Source organism: Cupriavidus sp. LA-1 (genome assembly GCF_055385985.1).
This window is the reverse complement of record NZ_AP031388.1, coordinates 2,875,436-2,898,683: the sequence shown is the minus strand read 5'-3', so window position 1 is coordinate 2,898,683 and position 23,248 is coordinate 2,875,436. Positions and strand designations below refer to the sequence as shown.

Sequence of the window (23,248 nt, the reverse complement as noted above, 5' to 3'; positions counted from 1 at the left end):
GTGAGTCTTTGATGGATCGGCAACACTGGAAAGGCCGGCTTATTGGCTGGCGAGGGCGGCGGCGTTGCTCAGGAATAGCGCGCCTTCATTGGCAGCCAGTTCGCCTGGCTTGAGTCCGTCGATGATCTGGATCAAGCCGTCCTGCGACTGGCCAAGCTTGACCACACGCCGCACAAAACGCTTGCGATCGGTGGTCACCCAAGCCGTCATGGTGCCGTCGCCTTCGCGCACAATGCCATCGGCAGCAATCGCCGGCGAGCGGCTCGCATCGCCGGTGCGGATTTCGAACGAGGTGAACATGCCAGGGCGCAACTCATGCTTGGGGTCCTTGATCTCCGAGCGTACCAGCATGCGATGGGTGGCGGGGTCGACGGTGGCGCCGATGGTTGTCACGGTACCGGCGAACACGCGGCCGGGGAATGCCATGGCCTTCATCTGAACCGGCTGGCCGACATGCAGCAGCGGGGTGTCGGTTTCGGGGACGAACGCCTGCATCCACATGGTGGAGATGTCCGACACCGTAATCGGCGCGGTGCCGCTGCCGGGCTGCACCAGTAGTCCGGGTTGCGCACTACGGGCCGTAACCCGTCCTGCGATCGGGCTGACCACGGTCAGGATCGAATTGATCTTGCGCAGCTCGACAATCCGGTCCATGTCGGCAGGGCTGGAGCCAAAGATCGCCATCGCATCGCGTGCGGCCTTGTAGGCGGCTTCGGCGCCCTGCTGATCGGAGATGGCCTGGTCCAGGTCCTTCTGGGCAATACCCTGGATCTCGAACAATTGCCGCGCGCGCTCGAGCGCCTGCGTAGTCAGCTTGCGCGTGCCCGCCGCGGAAATCAGCGTGGACTGGGCCTGCACGTAGTCGGGGCTGTCGATATCAAACAAGGGCTTGCCCTTCGCCACGTCATCGCCAATCTTGGCAAACACATTGCGAATCTTGCCCTGGTAGGAGGTAAACACCTGGACCGATCGGTCCTGGTTGAAATCGATGTTGCCGATGGCCTCGCGCTGATTGGCGAACTCATGTTCTTCTACCGGGGTGACCTTCACGTGCTGCATCTGGGTTGCGGTCAGGGCGACCACCTCGCCTCTCGGAGCCACCGTAACCGCCGAGGGTCCGGTGCGACCCGGCTCCGGCTGCGGGCCGTACAGGGCGGTCGGCTGTGTCCAGGCCGAGAACGCGAACATCAAGCCCGCCACAGCGATGGCGGCGGCGCCGCCCCCGATGGCGGCGGATTTTGCATCGAGACGCACGACTGGACCCCCAAACGAGAAGAATTTTCCGCATGATGCTGGCGCCGGGGAGTGCCCGTCTACTGTGATCAATGACAGTACGCGGCCAAACCGCTCACGCATAGAATCGCCGCGAGGCCATCCCTGACCGAGATAGGCGCGCGTTGCGGTCATGGTGGGAGAGATGCCGCTGGTAGCACCAGCCGTGCAGGCGAACAGGCTGAATCGGTCGACCAAGCGTTCGAAAAGAAAGGCGATGTAGGTGAGGAAGATGCACAAGCACCCGGTTGAATGCGGAACCAAAAAGAGACTGGTTCAACTTGCAGCGGCACTGGCTGCCATAACAGCCGGCGGCTGCGCGGTCGGGCCGGATTTTCATCGTCCGGAAGCGCCTAAAGCCACCGACTATGCGCCGGCACCGCTGCCGCAATCGACCGCCTCCGCACCGGGCATCGCCGGGGCAGCGCAAACGTTCAGCACTGGGCGCGATATCCCCGCCGAATGGTGGACCCTGTTCCGCTCGCCAGAGCTCGACTCGCTGATCCGCAAGGCATTCAAGGCCAACCCAACCATTGACATCGCCAAGGCGTCGCTGCGCCAGGCCCAGGAGAACGTGTACGCGCAACGCGGCCTGTTCTTCCCCACGGTCTCGGCAAGCTATACGCCGTCGCGCATCAAGATTTCAGGCAACACGGGCGGTAACTCGCCGGGCCTGCAAGGCAACGGAAGCGTGATCCAGACGGGGCAGACCGACACCGCGCCCCCGGAGCCCACGCCAGTGATCTACAACTGGCACAGCGCCCAGCTGACGGTCGGCTACGTGCCCGACGTCTTCGGCGGAAACCGGCGGGCGGTGGAATCGCTCAAGGCGCAAACGGAAGCCCAGCGCTTCCAGCTTGAGGCCGCCTATATCACGCTGGCCTCCAATGTGGTCGCCGCGGCGATCCAGGAGGCATCAGTGCGGGACCAGATCGCTGCGGTCAATCGCATCATCGCCGCCAATACCCGCTCGCTCGAGATCATGCGGGCACAGCTCAAGCTCGGCGCTGCGGCGGGTCTCGATGTGGCAGCGCAGGAAACGGCCCTGGCGCAGGCGAAGCAATTGCTTCCCCCGCTGGAGAAGCAGCTGGCGCAGACGCGGGACCTGATCCGGGTCCTGGTTGGCAACACGCCTGACGTGGACGTGGAAGAGACATTTACGCTGACCTCCCTCAATCTGCCGGATGACCTGCCCGTCAGCCTGCCGTCCCAGCTGGTGGATCAGCGTCCCGACATCCGCGCGGCCGAGGAACAACTGCATGCGGCCAGCGCACAGGTCGGCGTGGCCGTGGCAGCGCGCCTCCCCCAGATTTCCCTCAGTGCGGCCTGGGGCGGCAATGCGTCGATCTTCAACCAGATGTTCTGGCCTTCGGGGCAGTTCTTCAACTTGGCCGGCAACGTGGCCCAGACGCTGTTTGACGGTGGCACCCTGATGCATCGGCAACGTGGCGCCGAGGCCGCCCTGGCCCAGGCCGCGGCACAGTATCGCAGCACGGTACTGACCGCACTTCAGAACGTGGCGGATACGCTGCACGCGCTCCACGCCGACGCCGATGCCCTGAACGCGGCCGTGGCGGCCGAGCAAGCGGCCAAGACTTCGCTCGAACTCACGCGCAAACAGCAGGCGCTTGGCTACGTCAACTATCTGGCCTTGCTGACCGCGGAAAACGCCTATCAGCAGACGGCGATTACGCTGGTGCAGGCGCAGGCCACGCGCTTCGGTGACACGGCCGCGCTGTTCCAGGCGCTAGGCGGGGGATGGTGGAACCGGGCAGCCGACGTCGCAGTCGCGGAGCCTGGTGCCCAGCCAGCCAGCAAATAGCGAGCGCGACGGCGATCTCGCTACCGTGTCGCAAATCCAGCCCTTCGCCATCACTCGCCCCGCGCCTCTTACTCCAAACCTTGATCGTCTAATGAGTCGGCCTCAACGACAATCGCGGGTCCATTCGGGATCCGGCATTTCTCACGCCGCCGTTCTGACGAACGCGCCGGACCTGGCTTATCCGAGCGATCCCCGTCAAGCCACAGCGCTGCTGCATGTTCGGCCATCCCATCCTCAGGACGGGAGCAACCACGATTTAGCGGCATTCCTGCAATCGGCCTGGCGCAAGCTGCATACACGCAGTCGTCGCCCTGTGCGTTGCCCTCGCTGCCATGCCGGTGGGACTCGCTATGACGGCGTGGATGGCAGTGGGCTGCCACAGTTCTTCTGCGATCACTGTCAACGCCGATTCAACCGGGTGACCGATACCCCGATGGCCAGGCTGAAGTCGCCAGACAAGATGCTGGCGTACTTCCATCTCATATCGCAGCCCATTTCGGTTGCCGAATGTGCAAGGCAACTCGGCATCCGGCACGAAACGGTCTTGAACTGGTCGCTACAGACGCGCTTGTGGTTGCTTGCGCTGGACCCCACGGGCAGTTGGGAGCGTCGCGCGCGGCTTGGCGTCCGCTATGCGGTGGCGCCTGGCAGCGCGCTGGAGCGGCCAGTCGTCCCGACGCAGGGCTGCAGGTGCGTGCTGGTGGAAGGTGAGGGCGCTTTCCCGCACGTCGCTGACAATGCACCATTGTTGATGCGCGTTTGCCCGCTATGTGAGCGGGCGCGCAGCCTTGCAAAGGGGTAGCAGAACGGCGTAAAGCCATCGTTGAAACAATGGTGCCGCGTTCTCGCCGTTCCTGCAGTTCAAGTCCGGCGTCAAGGAAGACCAGATTGCGGCGATCCAGACCGTCGGAGGGCAGGATCGCTCAGGGCACATTGCTCTGTGTAAAATCAAACGGCTTGCCAGGCACCGCATAGGCGCCGCCAAACTCGAACGGTTCGTTCCCCGACTCACCGATGCCGATATGCAGCGGCTTGTTGCCGCCTTGCAAGGCAATCGGCGCGTACCGGTAGTTCATCACCTGCCTGCCGGTGTAATCGGCAATGGTGATCACGCTGGTCAGCAGGGGATTTTGCTGGGTTTCATCCACGGTAATGGGATCAACGATGCGCGAGTCCTGAAGCGTCTTCTCGATGGTCAGGTTCACCAGATCCACAAGCTGGATCTTCTGCGCGCCGCGGGATACCACCCACAGCTTGGTGTTCGAGTTGCCAAGCCCGACGATCACATGATGGCTCATGCTGGTGGGGTTCTTGCCGACCTGCAGGCTCTGCATCTCCTTGATCAGGTTGGGATCCATATTCCGCCCAGACTGGGCGCCTGCCACGGAGAACGCCCGGATCTTCCCGTCCTCGGTTGCGACCCAGGCGCGGCCGGGATTCGGCAGGATCGAGACCTTTACCACCGTCGGCCTGTCAGGCAGGTTCATCGACTTGATCACGGTCGGCGCATAGTTGTCGACGGCAAAAACCGGGGGCCACTGCGTATCGCCCAGGCCCGTGTTCGCAAGGGTCGATCGCAGCGAAGCATTGCTGCCTTCAAAATAGGCGTTGTTGACCTTGTCGAAGAGGGGTTTCAGGTTCAGGAATATGACCTTCTTCTCGGATTTTGAAATCACCGCGGCAATGCCGGCCCGGGAAACCAGGTTCCCGTTGATGCCGGCGCGGGTGAAGCTCTTCTGGTTGATGCTGTTGGTGGCCGGGTTCACCTCGGTCATGGTCAGGCTGGCGCCCCGGTTCCCAACCGGGTCAATCAGCCATCCTTGCGTGCGGTTGTCCTGCATCACGCCAAAATCAGTCACCGCCGAAATACCCGTTGGCGCCACCATCTCGGGCAGATCAATAAAACCCAGAAGCTTGATAAAGATGAAATTGGACATGTTCCTCAGGCCTGGGTACAGACCCGGCCAGGATCCCGCGCTGGGATCGTAAGGCCCGCCCACCTTGCTGCCGTCTGCAAGACTGCCCAGCGCCAGCACTGCCACCTGGCCTTTGAGGTCTTTGGTGTCCCAGACAGTCACCAGCGCAAACTCGGAATTGGTCGTAATTGCGATGGCGGTGGGGATCTTGCCCGCCGGCAGCTTCACCGAGGCCGAGTGAGAGGCGGTATTGCTGCCGACCGAAGCGATCAAGCCGTTCTGAAAGGCGATCAGCGCCTGGGCGCAATCGTGCTCACTGCACCGGCCCATGGCAATCGGGCGCCTGGGCAGTACACCGCCATTGGCGGCGATATGATTTTTCAACTGGGGATCGGTCGAAACATGGCCGTAAACCCAGGGTAGCTGCGGTTTCTCGGCAATCGTGCCGGCGCTGAGGTCAAGCGTCAGCAGGGAGGTGACACCGGGGTCCGACGGCGTATCGGCGCGGTATATGACGTCGCCCATGTTGCTGCCGAAATCGTTCCTGGAACAATCCAGCGCGCCCAACTGGTAAATGATCCTGAGGTTGGTATTCAGTTTGTCCTTGGGAAATTCCTTCTGATAGCAGACATTGCCATGGGGATAGAAGGTCTTGTCGCCGGGCTGCCAGTAAGAGGGCGCCGCCAACGGTTTCGTGTTTGCCGGGCCATAACGATAGGCGATAGCTTCTTCACTGCTGAAGTCCGAAGCAATGGCGACATAGGCGTCGGGCACCAGCTTGCCGGAGGCATCCAGGATGTCATCGAACCATGGGCGCGGCGCGGCCGAAGCGCTGGGCATGGGGGCGGCCGGCACGGCTGCGCTGCGATCACCGTCACGATCGCAGCCCCACAGCGCAATGGCGGCGCAGGCTGCGACCACCAGGTGCAGGCCGCGGCGGCTGGAAACATGGCGCGCCGCGCGCGGTTGAATGCCGCCGTGCGCTGGCAAGGATTTCCCTGGCATCAGTCGGTAGGTTGCTGGTGGAAAGGTCGGCAATTGCGCAAGCATCCGCCAGTTCCACGTTGGCAGCCATCCTGGTGGGGTTCAGTTCGGCAGCGCATACAGGGCTGCCATCCCCCTGACAATCTGTGCCTGGGACGTTCTGATTTGCCGGCGGCCAGCCAGATTCAAAGGTCAGGCCGACCGTGCCATTTCTGCCGCGATATCGATCCTCACCCCTTCCGGTGCGCGTCCTTATCCAGCGCCCGCTCCGCCTCATCACCCGTCGCACCCTTGTAAAAGAGATGCACCCCGATCGCCAGCGAATCATGGCGGATTTCCTGGAAGGCCTGCCATGCCTTGGATGGGTCGCGGAACACCAGGTAGTGGGTTTCCTTGGCGATCAGGTCGGCCACCTCATGCAGTCCGTGGCCGTGCAGGGCGCTGACGAGAGCGTCCAGGCTGCGGTGCGTGCGGGCGTCGGTACGGGGATAGAGCATGTGTAGGACGGCGACCTGCTGCTCGGCGACGAGTGCTGAGAGAGCGACAACGATTTCCTGATGGTTTAGCGCGGTAACGCTGTGATCGGGGTTACCGACATGCTTGGCGAACAGGGCTTCGAGGATAGCACTCACGTTAGGACTCCTTTTTGCTGCTGGCTGGGGGCGGCGCGCCGGAAGCGGCCGCAGCGGCTGCCTGGCTCCGGCCCGCAATGGCCGGGAGGGCCGCGGCCGGAACGCTGGCGGGTCAAGGAAATGTAGACGAGACGACGGCTAGGGGAAACCCTTATCGAAGCAATGCACTGTTCTGCAAAATTGGAACAATGGAATTGAACTAATGCGCGTTTGCGCCGGCGGGACCTTATGACGATCCAACTGGTGCTTTGTCGTGGTGATCGTGTCCGGTCGCATGGCGGCTCCCTGGCAGGCTGCGGCCGTACAGGGTACCTTGCCAAAACTCGGACATTTGAATCTGGCTATAAGCGACATTACTATTTGGGTCTAACAAGACAATGTCTAGGCAAAGTTGAAATGTCCGGGCGCCAGCAAAGTTGAAATGTCCGGTTGTCCGGTGACTTTTCGTCTTGTTTGTTCAGTTTTTTGGGGTTCCCGTAGGGCGGTGGTGCTGGCCTGACACGACTGAGTCCAGCTCAGAGTGAAGCCGTCCTGCCAGGGCCGCGTTGAACTGCCAGTCGCAAGCTGAGGTTAGCTCTCCGTTCCGTTAAGTGGCCACGGCTGCTCTTGCAACCGTTTCAGAGCTTCCAACATATCGTTCTGGCCCAGCGATCGCTGCGACTTCTTGCCGGGCGGTCGTCCTCGCTTGCGGGGAGCCCCCTCCGTGCCAGGCACAGATAGTGACCGTGTGTTGTCGCGCTTCTCCTGAACGTATTGGGCCATCTGCAGCACATGTCCCAGGCGCTTGTTGTCCACGATCGCTCCCTGGTCCACTTCCGACAGCCGGTCATAGGTGGTATAGGGCAGGGCGGCGCCATTCGCCCGCGGCTCGATCCTGCCATCCGGGTAGTGATAGACATCAATGTAGCGGCCGGCCAGCTTGCGGTGCTCCGGGGTGTCCGCCAGCAGGTAGAGCATCTTGTCGTACTGGATCGTCAGGCTCTTGGACACGCAGCGTGGCTCGCGCCAAGCGAAGATCAGATCCAGATTCTCATCCGGTCGCAGTGGCCGATGGGCGTTGTGGTTATTGCGCGGCACCTTGGCAAAGCGCGCGTTGTAGTCGGCGATGAACTCCGCCATGAAGGCATTGGCGGCCTCCATGGTGCTGATGCCACGCAGGCGTAGCTCCTTGACCAACCGGTCCTGCAGGGTCAGGTGAGTCCGCTCGACGCGGCCCTTGGCCTGGCTGCTGTTGGCGCAGATGCCTTCGATGTTCAGCTCAAACAACGCCCGGGCAAACTGGGTGTGGCCGTCGCCGCTGGTCGCCCCTTGTTTGTTGACCCGGAAAACGCTGGCCTTGTCACTGTAAAACGCCACCGGCTTGCCGTGGCGCTCCAGATAGGCGCGGGTCGCGGCGAAGTACGTGAACGTGGCCTCCGAATGGGTAAAGCGCAGCTCCATGATCCGGCTGGTGGCGTCGTCGACATAAACCAGCAGCGTGCAGGCTGGCCCACGCTCCTCAAACCAGCGGTGATCGCAGCCATCAATCTGAATCAGTTCGCCATAGCAGGCGCGCCGGTTACGAGGCTGGTAGACCTTCGGCGGCCGCTGTTTGCGCGGCACCCACAGGCCGGCTGCCGTCATCAGTCGGCGGATTGTTTCCTTGGACAACGTCAGTCCATGGCGCTCGCGCAGCTTCTCGGCCGCCAGCGTTGGACCGAAGTCGGCGTAGTGTTCCCGAATCAGGCTGAGGGCTACGGATTCGCGGTCCGCTGGCATGCGATTGTTGCTGGGTCGACCGCGCCGGCGAGAAGCCAGCCCGGTTGCGCCTTCCAGCCGGTAACGCTCCAGCAGCCGCCGGAATTGCCGGTCCGTGATCTCCAATCGTTCGGCAGCCACCCCGGGCCGCAATTGACCATCCACGACCGCCTGGACGGTCTTGAGCCTGTCTAACTCACGCATGCTTACTGTAATGACCTCGGTTCCAGCCATCGCCGGGCGTCCTTTTATGCATTCAACCGGGCAGGCTGAATACCACGAACAGGCGCCTCAGGCGGACATTTCAACTTTGCTAAAACCGGACATTACAACTTTGCCGCTACAGACAAACTTCGCATAATAAGTGTTATGTTAAATTTGCCACAAGGGTAGACATACCGACCACGACTGGAACTTGACTAGGCATATATCCAGGTTCCCAGCTGCGGCGCGTGGGCCGATCCCCGGCGCTAGCAAATCCTGACAGTCCCGAGGCATAATCGTGAAACTGGTTTCAGCGAGACCCCACGCCTATGCCCCACCATGTGACCCAACCTGCGTCCCCTCTGAAAGCAGCAGAGAAGCTCACCATCCAGGACGTTGCTGACTATGCGGGCGTCTCGAAGGCAACGGTATCGCGCTACTTGAACCGGGGCGGCGAGCAACTGTCCGCGGACGTTGAGGCGCGCGTGGCCGCCGCCATCCGCGCGCTCGGCTATAGCCCCAGCCCCATGGCACAGGGTCTCAAGCGCGGCAAGTCGCGCCTGATCGGACTGGTGGTGGCGGATGTTTCCAATTCGTTCTCGGTGGCTGTGCTGCGCGGCGTCGAGAAGGCCTGCCGCGACGCCGGCTATATGGTGATGCTGTTCAACCTCGGCAATGACGAGCAACTGGAGCGCGAAGCCATTCGCTCGCTATCGGCTTACCGGGTCGAGGGTTTTATCCTGCACACGCTGGGCCACGATGCCGGCGCCCTGGCCGACGCGGCGCAGTTGGGCAAGCCAGTCGTACTGGTCGATCGCAAGGTTGGCAATGCGGAAGTCGACCTCGTGGCCCTCGACAATCTGACCGCCGTCCATGAAGCTGCCGGCCACCTGGTCGAAGCCGGCTATCGACAAGTGCTCTTTATCAGCGAGCCGATCAAGGCCATCAGCTCACGCAACGAGCGGGCCCGCGCCTTCCAGGGCTATATCTCCGAATACGCGGACTCGCTTGGCGGGACGATTTTCGAAGCGCACCGGGGCGACGACGATGCCCTGGATGAAGCGCTGCGCGACCTGCGCCGTCGTGCCGGCCAGGCGCCCATTGCCGTGCTGGCGGCCAACGCGGTGATCTCGCTGCGCGTGGCCGCATCGGCCGCCAGGCTGGGGTGGCAGCTTGGCACCGACCTTGGCCTGATTGGCTTCGATGACCCGGAATGGGCGGCATTGGTTGGCCCTGGCCTCAGCGCCATCTCCCAGCCCACCGACGACATCGGGCGCGTCGCCACCAATTGCCTGATCGAGCGCCTGCAAGGCGCGCAACTGCCGCCGCGCCGGGTACTTTTGCCCGGCACACTGGTCACACGCGGGTCCACCCGCCGCGCCTGATCCCTGACCCTGCTGCGCCCGGCGTCCGCCGCGCGCCCTGATCCACGCCCGCATCCGCTGCGCACGGCCAGCGGGTACGGGAACGTGCCTGTTCCGCATTCCGCCCGGACGTTGTTTCGCCCGTAAGGGTTTCCACTGCTGGATCTCTGAAACCGGTTTCCTATAATCCTGAAACCGGTTTCAAACAATGCTAGCCGAACCGCTGCGACGCCAGCGACACATTCCATAACCGTGCAGGAGACATTGATGAACGTCCAACGCTTGTTGCGCCGCGTAGCCGCGCCCGTGCTGACTCTGCTGGTCCTGACCAGCGCCGCTTTCACCGTCCAGGCGCAGACCGTCGCCGAGATCGTCAAGAAGGGCAAGGTCACCATCGGCGTGGTGACCGGTGCCCCGCCCTTCGGCACCACGGACGCCACTGGCAAGCCCGCCGGCTATGACGTCGACGTGGCCAACCTGCTGGGCAAGTACCTCGGCGTGCCGGTCGATATCGTCCCGCTCACCTCTCCGAGCCGGATTCCGGCGCTGGAAGCCGGCAAGGTCGACTTCCTGGTCGCCACGCTGGCGCCAACGCCCGAGCGGGCGCGCGCCATCATGTTCAGCGCGCCCTACAGCGCGTTCGAGCTGACCATCTTCGCGCCCGTCGCCGCCAAGTACGGCAAGCTGACGGAGCTGGGCAAGAAAAAGGTGGGCGTGACCCGCGGCACCACGCAGGACACCGCGCTGACCCGGCTGGCCGTACCCGGCATGAATATCGTTCGCTTCGAGGACGACGCCACCTGCGCGCAGGCGCTGATCAGCAACCAGGTCGACGCCATTGCCCTGCCCAACACCACCGGCAACGAGATCATGAAGGCGCGCGGCGCCGGCAAGTTCGACGCCAAGTTCGCCTTCTCGGTGCAACCGAATTCGATGGCCGTACGCCGCGACGCCTTCGAGCTGCGCCAGTGGCTCAACACCACCATCTCCTACGTCAAGCTCAATGGCGAACTCGATGCCATTGCGCAGAAGTGGACCGGCAAGGCGCTGCCCGCGCTGCAAGTGTTCTGAACCAGGCTGCCTGACGTTGCGCGCCGGCGCCAGCCGGCGCGCCAGGAGACCCCCATGCACTACCAATTCGAATGGACGCCGGTGTTGTCGCAGCTGGATCGCTTCGCAGAAGGCGCGGCGATGACGCTGGCGCTCAGCTTCGGCTCGATCCTGCTTGGCACCCTGGTCGGCACCGCCGGCGCCATTGCCGCCGCCTTTGGCGGCCCGTGGCTGCAGCGCGCCGCCAGGGCGTATGTCGAAGCCATCCGCAACACGCCCTTCCTGATCCAGCTCTTCATCATCTTCTTCGGCTTGCCCACTGTTGGCCTGCAGATCGACGCGGTCACCGCCGCGGTGATTGCCATGACCGTCAACCTCGGCGCCTACTCGACGGAAATCATCCGGGCCGGCCTGCAGGCGGTCCACCGCTCGCAGCTCGAAGCCGCCGCGGCGCTGGGCATGACGCGTTGGCAGCTGATCCGCCATGTGGCCCTGGTGCCGGCTTTCGAGAAGGTCTATCCGGCCCTGACCAGCCAGTTCACGCTGATGATGCTGACGTCGAGCGTCGTATCGGCGATCTCCGTGGAAGAGCTGACGGCGGTCGCCAGCCAGGTCGATTCGCAGACCTTCCGCACCTTCGAGAGCTACATCCTGGTCATGTTCATCTATATCGGCCTGGCACTGCTGCTGCGCGCCATGTTCGCCCTGATCGGCAACCTGGTGTTCAGGCGCCGTCGCGTGGTGGCGCGCGCACGAAAGCTGGCCCGCACGGCTCCGCTCGTCCCCCTGGCTAAGGCGGAGCTAACGGCAGCGGTTGCAGGGAGCGCGGAATGATCACCGAATTCTCCTGGAATCATCTTGAAATCCTGCTCCTGGCGGCACGCTGGACGCTCTGGGTGACCTTGCTCGCCTTCGCCGGCGGCACTCTGGCCGGCTTCATGGTGGCGCTGGCGCGTACCTCCAGAAGCCCCCTGCTGCGCCTGGCCAGCACCGCCTATATCCAGGTCGTGCAGGGCACCCCGGTGCTGATCGTGCTGTTCCTGAGCTACTATGGGCTCTCCGTGCTCGGGCTCAGGCTGTCGCCGATGGTCGCAGCCATGCTGGCGATGTCGATCTACGCCAGCGCCTATCTTGGCGAGATCTGGCGCGGCTGCATCGAGGCCGTGCCGCAAGGCCAGTGGGAAGCCAGCGAGGCGCTCGCCCTCACCCGCTGGCAGCAACTGCGCCACGTGGTGCTGCCGCAGGCGGTCCGGCTGGCGCTGCCACCCACGGTGGGGTTCTCGGTCCAGCTGGTCAAGAACACCTCGATCACTTCCATCATCGGCGTCATCGAACTGACCCGCGCCGGCCAGCTGATCAACAACGCGACCTTCCAGCCCTTCGCGGTCTTTGTCGTCGTCGCACTTATCTACTTCGCGCTTTGCTTCCCGCTGTCGTCGGCGGCCAGGCGCATGGAAAGGAGGCTCCATGTCCATCGTTGAAGCACAGGGCGTGCACAAGTCATATGGCCACGTCGAGGTCCTGAGGGGCGTCTCGTTCGCGATCGAGCCCGGCCAGGTGGTCGCCATCATTGGCCGCAGCGGTTCCGGCAAGAGCACCATGCTGCGTTGCCTGAACGGCCTGGAAACAATCAACGCCGGCAATATCACCGTCGCCGGGCACAAGCTCGACCACGACCGCAAGCGCTTGCTGGACCTGCGCCGGGACGTGGGCATGGTGTTCCAGAGCTACAACCTGTTTCCGCACCTGACCGTGGGCGAGAACATCGCGCTGGCGCCGTCCATCGTGAAGAAGATGGCCGCCAGCAAGATCGACGGCATCGTCGACCGGGTGCTGACCCAGGTCGGCCTGCTGGAAAAGAAGGACTGCTACCCCGAGCAGCTCTCGGGCGGCCAGCAGCAGCGCGTGGCCATCGCCCGTTCGCTGGCGATGGAGCCCAAGGTGATGCTGTTCGACGAGGTCACCTCCGCGCTCGACCCCGAGCTGACGGCGGAAGTGCTGCGCGTCATGGAAAACCTGGCCGCCTCCGGCATGACCATGGTGCTGGTCACGCACGAGATGGAGTTTGCGCGCCGCATGGCGCATACCACCATCTTCATGCACCAGGGCAAGGTGCACGAAGCGGGCCCGTCCAAGGCGCTGTTCGCACAGCCGCGGACGCCGGAACTGCAGCAGTTCCTCAGCGCGGGAGCCCTGAAATGAGCCAGCGGCAAGCAGAGAACTGCGCGCGCCCGCCGGTGCTGATTTCGCTGACGGCCTATGGCGCCCACCTTGCCCATCGAGACGGGCAAGCGGCACTGGCGCGGATCGCCGCGGCGGCCGGCGCCGATGGCGTGGAATATCGCGGCGAACTGCAGCGCGGCCATGCGAATGAACTCAGGGAACAGCGCGAGGTCGCGGCGCAGCACGGCCTGAGCGTGGTCTGGTCCAGCCCGGAAGGCCTGTGGAGCGAAGCCGGCAGCCTCGATGCCGCCGCGCTCGACCGCGCCTTCACGACCGCGCTGGCGCTCGGCGCCAGCCGGGTCAAGATGTCGCTTGGCGGGTATCGCGAAGGCACGGCAGTGGAGGCATTGCTCCCCTGGCTGCGGCACGACGGCATCGAACTGGTCGTGGAAAACGACCAGACCGCCAGCGCTGGCACCGTACCGCCGCTGCGCGACTTCTTTGCGCGTGCCAGGGCGCTCGGCGCGACCATACCGATGACCTTCGACATGGGTAACTGGCACTGGACCGGCGAAGATCCGCTCGATGCCGCACAGGTCTTCGCGGCCGACGTCGGCTATGTGCACTGCAAAGGCGTGCAGCGCACGCTCGCCAAATGGATCGCGGTGCCGCTGGAGCAGTCCGCCGCACCATGGCGCAGCGTGTTGCGCCGGTTGCCCGCGGACGTCGCCCGCGCCATCGAATTCCCGCTGCAAGGCGATGACCTGGTACAGGTCACGCGCCATCATGTCGAACTGCTGCGTTCGGCGGAGATCCCCGCATGAGTGCCGATCTTGACGTGGTCACGCTGGGCGAGGCGATGCTGATGCTGGTGGCTGGCGAAGCCGGCCCGCTCGAAGGCGTGCAGACCTTCCACAAACGCACCGCCGGTGCCGAGACCAATGTGGCCATCGGCCTGTCGCGCCTGGGCCTGAAGGTCGGATGGGCCAGCCGCCTGGGCGATGACTCGATGGCGCGCTACCTGCTCGATGCCATGCGGCGCGAAGGCGTGGATTGCAGCCAGGTGGTGTGCGAGGCCGGCGAACGCACCGGCTTCCAGTTCAAAGGCCGGGTCGACGACGGCAGCGATCCGCCTGTCGAATACCACCGCCGCGGCTCGGCGGCGAGCCGCATGCACCCGGGCCACCTTGACGACGGCTGGCTGCGGCGCTCGCGGCACCTGCACGTCACTGGGGTATTCCCGGCGCTTGCCGAAGGCACGCAGGCGGCCACGCGCCAGGCCATCGCCACCATGCGGGCCGCTGGCCGTACGATCTCGTTCGACCCGAACCTGCGGCCCACGCTGTGGGCAACGCCCGAACTGATGCGCGACACCCTGAACGACCTGGCGCACCAGTGCGACTGGGTGCTGCCCGGCATCGAAGAAGGCCGCTTCCTCACCGGCCATGCCGAGCCCGAACGCATTGCCGCCTTCTACCGCGCCCGTGGCGCCAGCCTGGTGGTGGTGAAGCTGGGGGCCGAGGGTGCCTACTTTGACGGCGAGGCCGGCACCGGCCGTGTCGCGGCGTTTGGCGTCGAGCGTGTGGTCGACACCGTTGGCGCGGGCGACGGCTTTGCCGTGGGCGTGATCAGCGCGCTGCTGGAAGGCCGCCCGGTAGGCGACGCCGTCCGGCGCGGCGCCTGGATCGGCGCCCGGGCGGTGCAGGTGCGGGGCGATACCGAAGGCCTGCCGACCCATGCCCAACTGGCGGCCGCCGGTTTGTGAAGCCACAGCAAGGATTACCCATGCGCAAGAATATTCTGGTGTTCCGTCCGATTCCTGACGACCTGCTCGCCAGGCTCGAGTCGGAGCACGACGTGATCGTGGCCGACCCGCGCCAGCCGGCGCAACGGCCGGCCTTCCGCGCCGCGCTGGCAAACGCCCACGGCCTGATCGGCTCCAGCGTGAAGCTGGGCGCGGCGGAACTGGCCGAAGCGGGCCGGCTGGAGGTGATCTCGAGCATTTCGGTGGGGGTCGACAATTACGACCTTGCCTGCCTGCACCGGCGCGGCATCACCCTGTGCCACACGCCCGGCGTACTGACCGAGACCACCGCCGACACCGTCTTCGCGCTCATCATGGCCACCAGCCGCCGTCTGGTCGAGCTTGCGGCCCATGTGCGCGAAGGCCGCTGGTCCGCCAATATCGGCGAAAGCCTGTTCGGCTGGGACGTGCACGGCAAGACCCTGGCAGTCCTGGGCTTCGGGCGCATCGGCCAGGCCGTGGCGCGCCGCGCGGCGCTTGGCTTCGGCATGGAGGTGATCTACGTCAACGAGACCGCCGCCGAGCCGCCCGACCTGGTCGGGCGCGCCACCCGGGTGGAACTCGACCATGCCCTGGCCAGGGCCGATATCGTCGCCGTCACGCTGCCGCTGACCGACAGCACGCGTGGCCTGATGGGCCCGCGCGAGTTTGCGCTGATGAAGCCGGGCGCCATCTTTGTCAACGGCGCGCGCGGCCAGATCGTGCAGGAAGACGCGCTGCTGGCGGCGCTCGACAGCGGCCACCTGCGCGCCGCCGGGCTCGACGTCTTCGCCACCGAGCCCCTGCCCCACGATTCGCCGCTGCGCAGCCATCCCAGGGTGACCGCCCTGCCCCATATCGGCTCTGCCACCCATGAGACCCGCCGTGCCATGGCCGAACTCGCCACGCGCAACCTGCTGGACGCGCTCGCCGGGCGGCAACCCGCTGCGCGCTTCGACCTGGCGGCCATAGCTGCCCAGGGCGCCCAGGCAGCCGCCTGATTTTCCCCGCAAGGACACCCCGCCATGCCCAGTTCCATTCCCACGCTGTGCGGCTCGATCATGGGCGAGCCCTTCACCTTCAACGTGCGCATCCACAACGCCGCCTACCGGGCGCTGGAGGTCGACTACACCTTTGTCTGCTTCGGCGTGCAGGACGTGCCCGGCGCCGTGCAGTCGATCCGCGCACTTGGCGTGCGCGGCATGAATGTCTCGATGCCGCACAAGCAGGCCGTGATCCCGCATCTTGACCACCTTGACGAGACCGCTCGCGCCATCGGCGCCGTCAACACCATCAACAATATCGAAGGCGTGCTGACCGGCTACAACACCGACTGCATCGGCGCCGTGCGCGCGTTCCAGGAAGTGACCGAGGTGACCGGCAAGCGCATTGCGCTGCTGGGTGCGGGCGGCGCGGCGCGGGCCATGGCCTATGGCCTGCGCGAGGCCGGCGCCAGCGTGACCGTGTTCAACCGTACCGCCGCGCGCGGGGAGGAACTGGCCATCTCGCTGGGCCTGCGCTTTGGCGGCGGCCTGGCGGACTTCCGCGCGGCGGATTTCGACATGCTCGCCAACGCGACCGCCGCGGGCTTTCGCGCCCCCGATGTCAATCCGGTCGCCGGACGACTCGCGTCGCACCTGGTCGTCATGGACGCAGCGTTCATCCCGGTCAGGAGCAAGCTGATCCGGGATGCCGCGGCGCTTGGCTGTCGGACCATCGACGGCACGCGCATGATGCTGCATCAGGCATGCGCGCAGGTCGAGTTCTACACCGGCTGCGCCCGCGCGCCGATCGAGGCGATGGAGACGGCGCTGCTTGAGGAGATTGCCCGCCTGTCTTGAGCCAGCCGTTCCGGCCACCTCACCGTATCTGTGCGGCACGGTTCGTAAAATGCGCTCCCGGTTTTGTCCTGCTGTTCATGCCATCATATGGTCTGATGACATAAAGATCTCATGGAGCATGGCAACAAGCGAACCCATTCAACGGCGCCGACTATTTGAGGACGTGCTGGACAGGCTCACCGAGCGCATCCGCAACGGCGAGATCGCCCCAGGCGAACAGCTTCCCGCCGAACGCGATCTCATGGAGTACTACGGTGTAGGTCGACCAGCCATCCGTGAAGCGCTCCAGGCATTGGAGCGCGCCGGGATCATTGAAATTGCGCACGGCGAGCGCGCGCGGGTCGTGATCCCCACCCCGCAACGCCTGATCCAGCAAATCGGGGCGGGTGCACAACATTTGCTGCGCTCTGACCCGGACTCGCTGGAACACCTGAAGGGCGCGCGCGTGTTCCTGGAATGCGGGATGGCGCAACTCGCCGCCGCCAATGCGACGCCGGACGACATCGGGCGCCTGCAGGCCCGCCTGGAAGAACAGCGCCAGGCCAAGGATGACTCGGCGCTTTTCCTGACGCGCGACATGGCCTTCCACTGTGAACTGGCACACATCAGCGGGAACCCAATTTTTCCCGCCATCGTCCAGGCCTTGTTCGAATGGGCGCGCGAATACTACCGGGGCATCGTGCGCGCACCCGGCGCCGAGGCGCTGACGCTCGCGGAACACCAGCGTGTCATCGACGCGGTTGCCTCCCATGATGGCGATGCGGCTGCACGCGCCATGCGCGAGCACCTCACCCGAGCCAACGCGCTCTACCGGACGCTGAACGGCACCACGGCGGATATATCGTAGCCGTCATCGCGTTATCTCCCCTCTCCTGGTGGCAGCGCCTGCCAGGTCTTGGCCGGCTTGCTTAAGCCGGCCCGCCCTTTCCCTCCCGCTGGGTCACGCCAGTTTTCTCCCTGGCGTTCCCGCTGTCTCTTTAGGCGCCTTTTCGTGCCCATTTCGGGTCTCGCGTAAACCCCGATAAAATGCCGCTTGGCGTGATGGTGTACTCATCATACCATTACACCACGACAGCAGCGGAAGACTGCGTCGAGACGCCGCCCGACGACCGTGCCGGCGTGCGACCTACTGGAGACAACGTGGAAAACACTGGAACCACCGCCGTCGAGCGGTCCGCGATCCGCAAGGTATCGCTGCGGCTCGTACCGTTCATTGCGTTGATGTTCTTCATCAACTTTCTGGACCGGACTGCCATTTCATTTGCCGGCCCCAACGGCATGACAAAAGACCTGGGCCTGACCGCCGCGCAGTTCGGTTTCGCTGCCGGGGTGTTCTTCGTCGGCTACATCCTGCTGGAGATTCCCAGCAACCTCGCGCTTCACAAATACGGCGCCCGCCGCTGGCTGGCGCGCATCATGGTGACGTGGGGCATCGTCGCCCTCCTGTTCACCTGGGTCAGCAGCATCGAAGGCCTGTACCTGCTGCGTTTCCTGCTGGGCGTTGCCGAGGCCGGGTTCTTTCCCGGCGCCATCCTGTTCCTGAGCATGTGGGTGCCGGCGCGCCATCGCTGCCACGTGCTGGCGCTGTTCTATCTGGCGCAGCCCCTCACCATCGTCATCGGCGCACCCGTTGCCGCGCTGCTGATCGAGGCGCACGGCCTGTTCGGGCTCGCGGGCTGGCGCATCATGTTCTTCGGCGTGGCGGTGCCGGCGATCGTGGTTGGGGTGATCACGTGGTTCTACCTGGCCGACAAGCCCGGACAAGCCAAATGGCTGACCGCCGCCGAGCGTGACTGGCTCACCGAGGAGCTGGACAAGGAAGAGCAGATCAAGCCCCACTCGCATGGCCGCATGGCTGGCCAGGCGCTGCGCGACGGCCGCGTCTGGGTCCTGGCGCTGACCTATTTCGGGCTGATCTACGGCCTGTATGCCCTGGCGTTCTTCCTGCCAACCATCATCGGCGGCTTCGAAGCGCAATACGGCACCAAGTTCGACGTCTTCCAGAAGGGCTGGATCACGGCCATTCCGTACTTGCCCGCGGCGTTCGCACTGTTCCTGTGGAGCCGCGATGCGACGCGGCGCGGCGTGCGGCCGTGGCACGTAGGCGTGCCCGCGCTGATCGGCGCCGTCAGCATTCCCGTGGCGCTGTATATGCAATCGCCCGCCGCGACCGTGGCTGTGATCACCGTGACGGCCTGCGCCATTTTCTCGGCCCTGCCCAACTTCTGGTCGATCCCGGCTCGCTTCCTTTCCGGCGCCGGCGCTGCAGCGGGCATTGCACTCATCAACACCATCGGCAACTTCGCGGGCTTCGCCGCCCCGTTCGTGACCGGCACGGTCAAGGACGCGACCGGCTCCTACCAGGTGCCCATGTTCATCGTCGGCGGCTTCATGCTGCTTTCCGCAGTGCTCGTCTTCGCCATCTCTACCCGCGAGCAGCAGGCCGCGCCGGAGCACAACGGTGCGCTGGAACCGACGGCTAACCTGAAATGAATGCGCAGTGCATCGGTATCACGATGCCTGCTTAACTGGAGAACCAGCATGAAAGAGAAGATCGCCCTGTTTGGCGCCGGCGGCAAGATGGGCGTGCGCCTGGCCAGGAACCTGCTCAAGTCGGACTATCGCGTCAGCCACGTTGAGGTGAGCGAGGTCGGCAAGAAGCGCCTGATGGACGAGCTCGGTATCGAATGCGTGAGCACCGAAGCCGCCTTGGACAATGTCGATGTGGTGATCCTGGCCGTGCCCGATACCATCATCGGCAAGATCGCGGCCCAGATTGCCCCGCAACTACGGCCCGGCACCATGGTCATGACGCTCGATGCCGCCGCCCCGTTCGCGGGCCACCTGCCCGACCGGCCGGACCTGACCTATTTCGTCGCCCACCCCTGCCACCCGTTGATCTTCAACGACGAGACCGACCCCGAGGCGCGCCGCGATTATTTCGGCGGCGGTGCCGCCAAGCAGTCGATCACCAGCGCGCTGATGCAGGGCCCCGAGGAAGCCTTCGACCTGGGCGAGGCCGTGGCGAAGGTGATCTATGCCCCGATTCTCCGTTCCTATCGCCTGACCGTCGACCAGATGGCCTTGCTGGAGCCGGGCCTGTCGGAGACGATCTGCGCCACCCTGCTCTATGTGATGCGCGAAGCGATGGATGAGACCGTTCGTCGCGGCGTGCCGAAGGAGGCGGCGCGCGATTTCCTGCTCGGTCACATGAACATCCTCGGCGCGGTGATCTTTAACGAAATCCCTGGTGCCTTCTCGGATGCCTGCAACAAGGCCATCGAGTTTGGCAAGCCGCGCCTGATGCGCGACGACTGGATCAAGGTCTTCGACCGAGATGAGATTGCGGAGAGCATCCGCCGCATTACCTGATCCCACGGCCAACCAAAGCGAGCAATGCTGCCGGGCAAACCGGCGGCAGGAACCAAGAGCAGGAGCAAGCAGTGAGCGAACGAATCTATGCCAGCTACTGGCTGGAAACCGGCGACGACCCGCGGCGCGCAGCCGAGGTCATCGCCGGGGAACAGTCGAGCGGCACCTTCATCGCGTTGCCGAACGAGACGCCCGAACTCAAGCAGCGCTCGGGGGCGCGCATCGAGCGCCTCGAAGTGCTGGAGACCGTGGACAAGCCAAGCTTGCCCGGCGGGATGCCAGCCGATGTCTATCACCGCTGCGCGCTGGAGATCTCGTGGCCGCTCGAGAATCTCGGCCCGTCGCTGCCGAACCTGATGTCCACCGTCGCGGGCAATCTTTTCGAGCTCAGGCAGGTCAGCGGACTGCGCATCACGGATCTGCAACTGCCGGCTTCGTTTGCCGGCGCCTACCAGGGGCCGGCATTCGGCATCGACGGGACACGAAAGCTGGCCGGAGTCTCCTCGGGTCCGCTGATCGGCACCATCATCAAGCCAAGCGTCGGGCTATCCGTCGAGCAGACGGTGCAACAGGTCCGGGAGCTGGTGGCCGGTGGCATCGACTTTATCAAGGACGACGAACTGCAGTCGGACGGCAGCTTCTGCCCCTTCGACGAGCGTGTGACCGCGGTGATGCGCGTCGTCAACGAGGCGGCGCAGCGCAGCGGCCGCAAGGCGATGGTGGCGTTCAACCTGACCGGTGACCTGGACCAGATGAAGCGCCGGCACGACCATGTGCTGGCACAGGGCGGAACGTGTGTCATGGTCTGCCTCAATTCGATCGGCATCGTCGGGCTGCAGGAACTGCGCCGGCACAGTCAACTGCCCATTCATGCCCATCGGGCGGGCTGGGGCTACCTGTCGCGCAGCCCCGCGCTCGGTTGGGACTATGCGCCCTGGCAGAAGATCTGGCGGCTTGCCGGCGCCGACCATCTGCATGTGAACGGCCTGCGCAACAAATTCAGCGAAGCGGACGAAAGCGTCATTGCTGCCGCAAAAGCAGTGCTGGCACCAATCATGCCCGAGGCAGCCATGCCGGCCATGCCGGTCTTCAGTTCTGGTCAGACTGGCCTGCAGGCCGAGGACACCTATCGGGCCCTGGGAACGACAGACCTGATCCACACTGCGGGCGGCGGCATCTTCGGCCATCCGGCAGGCGTTTCCGCAGGCGTGGAAGCCTTGCGCGAAGCTTGGGCCGCTGCGGTCAACCATATTCCGCTGCCGCAGCATGCGGCCACCAGCACCGCGTTGCGCCAGGCCATGGAGTTCTGGCGATGAACACATCCACGACCACCGGCCTGCCTCCGGGCCTGCTGCTGACCTACTATGGCGACGACTTCACCGGCTCCACCGATGCCATGGAAGTCATGGCGGCGGCTGGCATTCCCACCGTCCTGTGCCTGGAGCCGCCCACCGCCGAACTGCTGGAGCGCTTCCCTGAGGCGCGCTGCGTCGGCCTTGCCGGGTCGGCGCGCGGACGTAGTCCCGAGTGGATGGACACAGAATTGCCGAAGGCCTTCGCCAGCCTGAAGCAGCTTGGTGCGCCAGTTCTGCAATACAAGATCTGCTCGACCTTCGATTCGTCGCCAACCATCGGCTCGATCGGAAAGGCCATCGACCTGGGCGTGCAAACGGCCGGCGGGCGATGGGTACCGATGGTGGTTGGCGCACCGCGGTTGAAACGCTATCAGTTGTTTGGCAACCTGTTCGCCGCCATCGGCGGAGAAGGTTATCGGCTCGACCGCCATCCGACCATGTCGCGCCACCCTGTCACGCCGATGGCCGAGGCCGACCTGCGCGTACACCTGCGGCAGCAGACGACGCGCCCGATCACCCTGGTTGACATGGTGCAACTACATGGAGGAATGGGATCCGAACGCGTTGCCACCCACGATAATGACGACGCGCCAGTCGTGCTGATCGACGTGCTGGACGATGCCACACTGCTCGCGGCGGGCCAACTGGTCTGGGAAGGCAAAGGCAGTGGTGTGTTCACGGCATCCTCGTCCGGATTGCAATATGCGCTGACGGCGTACTGGCGTCAGCGCGGCTGGATTCCGCGGCAGACTGCCCTCCCCACCGCCAGGCCCGCATCGGTCATCGCGGTGGTGAGCGGCAGCTGCTCTCCGGTGACGGCTGCACAAATCGAGTGGGCTGCCCGCAATGGTTTTACCACCGAACGCGTGGACCTCTGGAAGATTCTGTGCGCCGAAACGGCGCCAGCGGAAATCGAGCGTGTGGTCGCGTTAGCCTGCAGCAGCGTCCGGCAGGGAATCAGCCCGCTTATCTACACCGCCATGGGACCGGACGACCCCGCCGTCGTCGGCTTCGAAGCGCTCGCACGCGACGCCGGCCGCACCCGGGCCGATGCGGTGCGTTTGGTGGGTACCACGCTGGGCGAGATCATGAAATGCCTGCTGGATCGCACCGAACTCAGGCGAGTCGTTGTGGCCGGTGGCGACAGTTCCGGAGGGGTGGCCAGTATGCTCGGCATCTCGGCACTGGCGGTCGAAGCCGCCATGGCACCGGGCGCCCCCCTTTGCCGCGCTTTTTCGCGTATGCCGCAACGGGACGGCCTGGAGATTGTTCTCAAGGGTGGTCAGATTGGCGACGATGCGTTCTTTGGCAAGGTTTTGACTGGCGGTTGATTCAGCAGCCATCATCCGCCGATCGCCGACGTGCGCCCGCAGACGCTCAAATGGCCGTTCCGCAGTAGAAAGCAGACATTCTCTCGCCAAACACCCTCGCTGCGTGATCGGCCGGCCCGGTCACACCACGCTGGCTGGCATTCGGGCGTTGCTGGTCGGCTTCACCGACAAAAGCGCGGTACTGCTTGGTGCCGCAGTACCAATACTGGGGGCGCGGCCATCATCGCCGACCGCGTCGATCCAGGCGCCCTGGGAATTCCGGGGCCGGCGCGTCCTTGAAAATCCGCAGCGCTTCGCGCGCCCGCTCAAGCTCCGCCGAGAGTTCGTGAGACGTTGTGCTTCGCTTTTCGAGGCCGGAGTCACCGCCTCCCCCGTCACGTCAAACGGCTCGGTCCCGTTGCTGTTTCAGCGAGTGCCTTTGA

Annotated in this window: 20 protein-coding genes; 16 read left to right on the top strand and 4 right to left on the bottom strand. The window is 64.6% G+C overall.

Annotated features, from left to right (window positions below):
• Nucleotides 1-39: 39 nt before the first annotated feature.
• Nucleotides 40-1,254, bottom strand: coding sequence for an efflux RND transporter periplasmic adaptor subunit (locus ACZ5MJ_RS32170; protein ID WP_464226670.1), 1,215 nt, complete (start codon nucleotides 1,252-1,254; stop codon nucleotides 40-42).
• Between the two features lie 250 nt (nucleotides 1,255-1,504).
• On the opposite strand from ACZ5MJ_RS32170, the gene ACZ5MJ_RS32165 reads away from it, so the two are divergent.
• Both ACZ5MJ_RS32165 and ACZ5MJ_RS32160 read left to right on the top strand, forming a co-directional pair.
• Nucleotides 1,505-3,094 (top strand): efflux transporter outer membrane subunit, encoded by a 1,590-nt coding sequence (locus ACZ5MJ_RS32165; RefSeq protein ID WP_464225133.1) that lies wholly within the window; start codon nucleotides 1,505-1,507, stop codon nucleotides 3,092-3,094.
• Between the two features lie 91 nt (nucleotides 3,095-3,185).
• Nucleotides 3,186-3,896 carry a DUF746 domain-containing protein gene (locus tag ACZ5MJ_RS32160; RefSeq protein ID WP_464226668.1) on the top strand — a complete coding sequence of 237 codons (711 nt, stop codon included), beginning with the start codon at nucleotides 3,186-3,188 and terminating at the stop codon, nucleotides 3,894-3,896.
• 121 nt (nucleotides 3,897-4,017) lie between these two features.
• Here the strand turns inward: ACZ5MJ_RS32160 and ACZ5MJ_RS32155 are convergent, their stop codons facing one another.
• The 3 genes from ACZ5MJ_RS32155 to ACZ5MJ_RS32145 form a co-directional block, all read right to left on the bottom strand.
• Nucleotides 4,018-6,060: a hypothetical protein gene (locus tag ACZ5MJ_RS32155; protein WP_464225132.1), complete on the bottom strand. Its 2,043-nt coding sequence runs from the start codon at nucleotides 6,058-6,060 to the stop codon at nucleotides 4,018-4,020.
• Between the two features lie 164 nt (nucleotides 6,061-6,224).
• The gene (locus ACZ5MJ_RS32150; RefSeq protein WP_464225130.1) at nucleotides 6,225-6,626 is read right to left on the bottom strand and encodes a hypothetical protein; all 402 of its coding nucleotides are present in this window, start codon (nucleotides 6,624-6,626) and stop codon (nucleotides 6,225-6,227) included.
• 570 nt (nucleotides 6,627-7,196) lie between these two features.
• Nucleotides 7,197-8,597, bottom strand: coding sequence for an ISNCY family transposase (locus tag ACZ5MJ_RS32145; protein ID WP_464223391.1), 1,401 nt, complete (start codon nucleotides 8,595-8,597; stop codon nucleotides 7,197-7,199).
• 299 nt (nucleotides 8,598-8,896) lie between these two features.
• Between ACZ5MJ_RS32145 and ACZ5MJ_RS32140 the strand changes: the two genes are divergently transcribed.
• The 14 genes from ACZ5MJ_RS32140 to oiaK all read left to right on the top strand — a co-directional run bounded on the left by ACZ5MJ_RS32140 (nucleotide 8,897) and on the right by oiaK (nucleotide 22,826).
• On the top strand, nucleotides 8,897-9,952 hold the full coding sequence (locus tag ACZ5MJ_RS32140) for a LacI family DNA-binding transcriptional regulator (protein ID WP_464225129.1): 1,056 nt from the start codon (nucleotides 8,897-8,899) through the stop codon (nucleotides 9,950-9,952).
• A gap of 246 nt (nucleotides 9,953-10,198) precedes the next feature.
• On the top strand, nucleotides 10,199-11,002 hold the full coding sequence (locus ACZ5MJ_RS32135; RefSeq protein WP_464225128.1) for a transporter substrate-binding domain-containing protein: 804 nt from the start codon (nucleotides 10,199-10,201) through the stop codon (nucleotides 11,000-11,002).
• 54 nt (nucleotides 11,003-11,056) lie between these two features.
• Complete coding sequence (locus ACZ5MJ_RS32130) at nucleotides 11,057-11,815, top strand: amino acid ABC transporter permease (protein ID WP_464225127.1); 759 nt, start codon at nucleotides 11,057-11,059, stop codon at nucleotides 11,813-11,815.
• A complete protein-coding gene (locus tag ACZ5MJ_RS32125) occupies nucleotides 11,812-12,462 on the top strand; it encodes an amino acid ABC transporter permease (RefSeq protein WP_464225126.1) in 651 nt (216 codons plus the stop codon). The genes ACZ5MJ_RS32130 and ACZ5MJ_RS32125 overlap by 4 nt, the downstream gene beginning before the upstream one ends.
• A complete protein-coding gene (locus tag ACZ5MJ_RS32120; RefSeq protein ID WP_464225125.1) occupies nucleotides 12,449-13,183 on the top strand; it encodes an amino acid ABC transporter ATP-binding protein in 735 nt (244 codons plus the stop codon). The genes ACZ5MJ_RS32125 and ACZ5MJ_RS32120 overlap by 14 nt, the downstream gene beginning before the upstream one ends.
• The gene (locus ACZ5MJ_RS32115) at nucleotides 13,180-13,968 is read left to right on the top strand and encodes a sugar phosphate isomerase/epimerase family protein (RefSeq protein WP_464225124.1); all 789 of its coding nucleotides are present in this window, start codon (nucleotides 13,180-13,182) and stop codon (nucleotides 13,966-13,968) included. The genes ACZ5MJ_RS32120 and ACZ5MJ_RS32115 overlap by 4 nt, the downstream gene beginning before the upstream one ends.
• Nucleotides 13,965-14,909: a sugar kinase gene (locus ACZ5MJ_RS32110; protein WP_464225123.1), complete on the top strand. Its 945-nt coding sequence runs from the start codon at nucleotides 13,965-13,967 to the stop codon at nucleotides 14,907-14,909. The genes ACZ5MJ_RS32115 and ACZ5MJ_RS32110 overlap by 4 nt, the downstream gene beginning before the upstream one ends.
• Before the next feature lie 20 nt (nucleotides 14,910-14,929).
• Nucleotides 14,930-15,928 (top strand): 2-hydroxyacid dehydrogenase, encoded by a 999-nt coding sequence (locus ACZ5MJ_RS32105; protein ID WP_464225122.1) that lies wholly within the window; start codon nucleotides 14,930-14,932, stop codon nucleotides 15,926-15,928.
• Between the two features lie 24 nt (nucleotides 15,929-15,952).
• On the top strand, nucleotides 15,953-16,768 hold the full coding sequence (locus ACZ5MJ_RS32100) for a shikimate dehydrogenase family protein (RefSeq protein ID WP_464225121.1): 816 nt from the start codon (nucleotides 15,953-15,955) through the stop codon (nucleotides 16,766-16,768).
• Nucleotides 16,769-16,886: 118 nt separating this feature from the next.
• Nucleotides 16,887-17,615, top strand: a complete 729-nt coding sequence (locus tag ACZ5MJ_RS32095) for a transcriptional regulator NanR (RefSeq protein WP_464225119.1) — start codon at nucleotides 16,887-16,889, stop codon at nucleotides 17,613-17,615.
• Nucleotides 17,616-17,989: 374 nt separating this feature from the next.
• Complete coding sequence (locus ACZ5MJ_RS32090) at nucleotides 17,990-19,261, top strand: MFS transporter (protein WP_464226667.1); 1,272 nt, start codon at nucleotides 17,990-17,992, stop codon at nucleotides 19,259-19,261.
• 48 nt (nucleotides 19,262-19,309) lie between these two features.
• A complete protein-coding gene (apnO, locus tag ACZ5MJ_RS32085) occupies nucleotides 19,310-20,140 on the top strand; it encodes a D-apionate oxidoisomerase (RefSeq protein WP_464225118.1) in 831 nt (276 codons plus the stop codon).
• Nucleotides 20,141-20,211: 71 nt separating this feature from the next.
• The gene (locus ACZ5MJ_RS32080; protein ID WP_464225117.1) at nucleotides 20,212-21,456 is read left to right on the top strand and encodes a ribulose-bisphosphate carboxylase large subunit family protein; all 1,245 of its coding nucleotides are present in this window, start codon (nucleotides 20,212-20,214) and stop codon (nucleotides 21,454-21,456) included.
• Nucleotides 21,453-22,826, top strand: a complete 1,374-nt coding sequence (gene oiaK / locus ACZ5MJ_RS32075; protein ID WP_464225116.1) for a 3-oxo-isoapionate kinase OiaK — start codon at nucleotides 21,453-21,455, stop codon at nucleotides 22,824-22,826. The genes ACZ5MJ_RS32080 and oiaK overlap by 4 nt, the downstream gene beginning before the upstream one ends.
• Nucleotides 22,827-23,248: the final 422 nt, after the last annotated feature.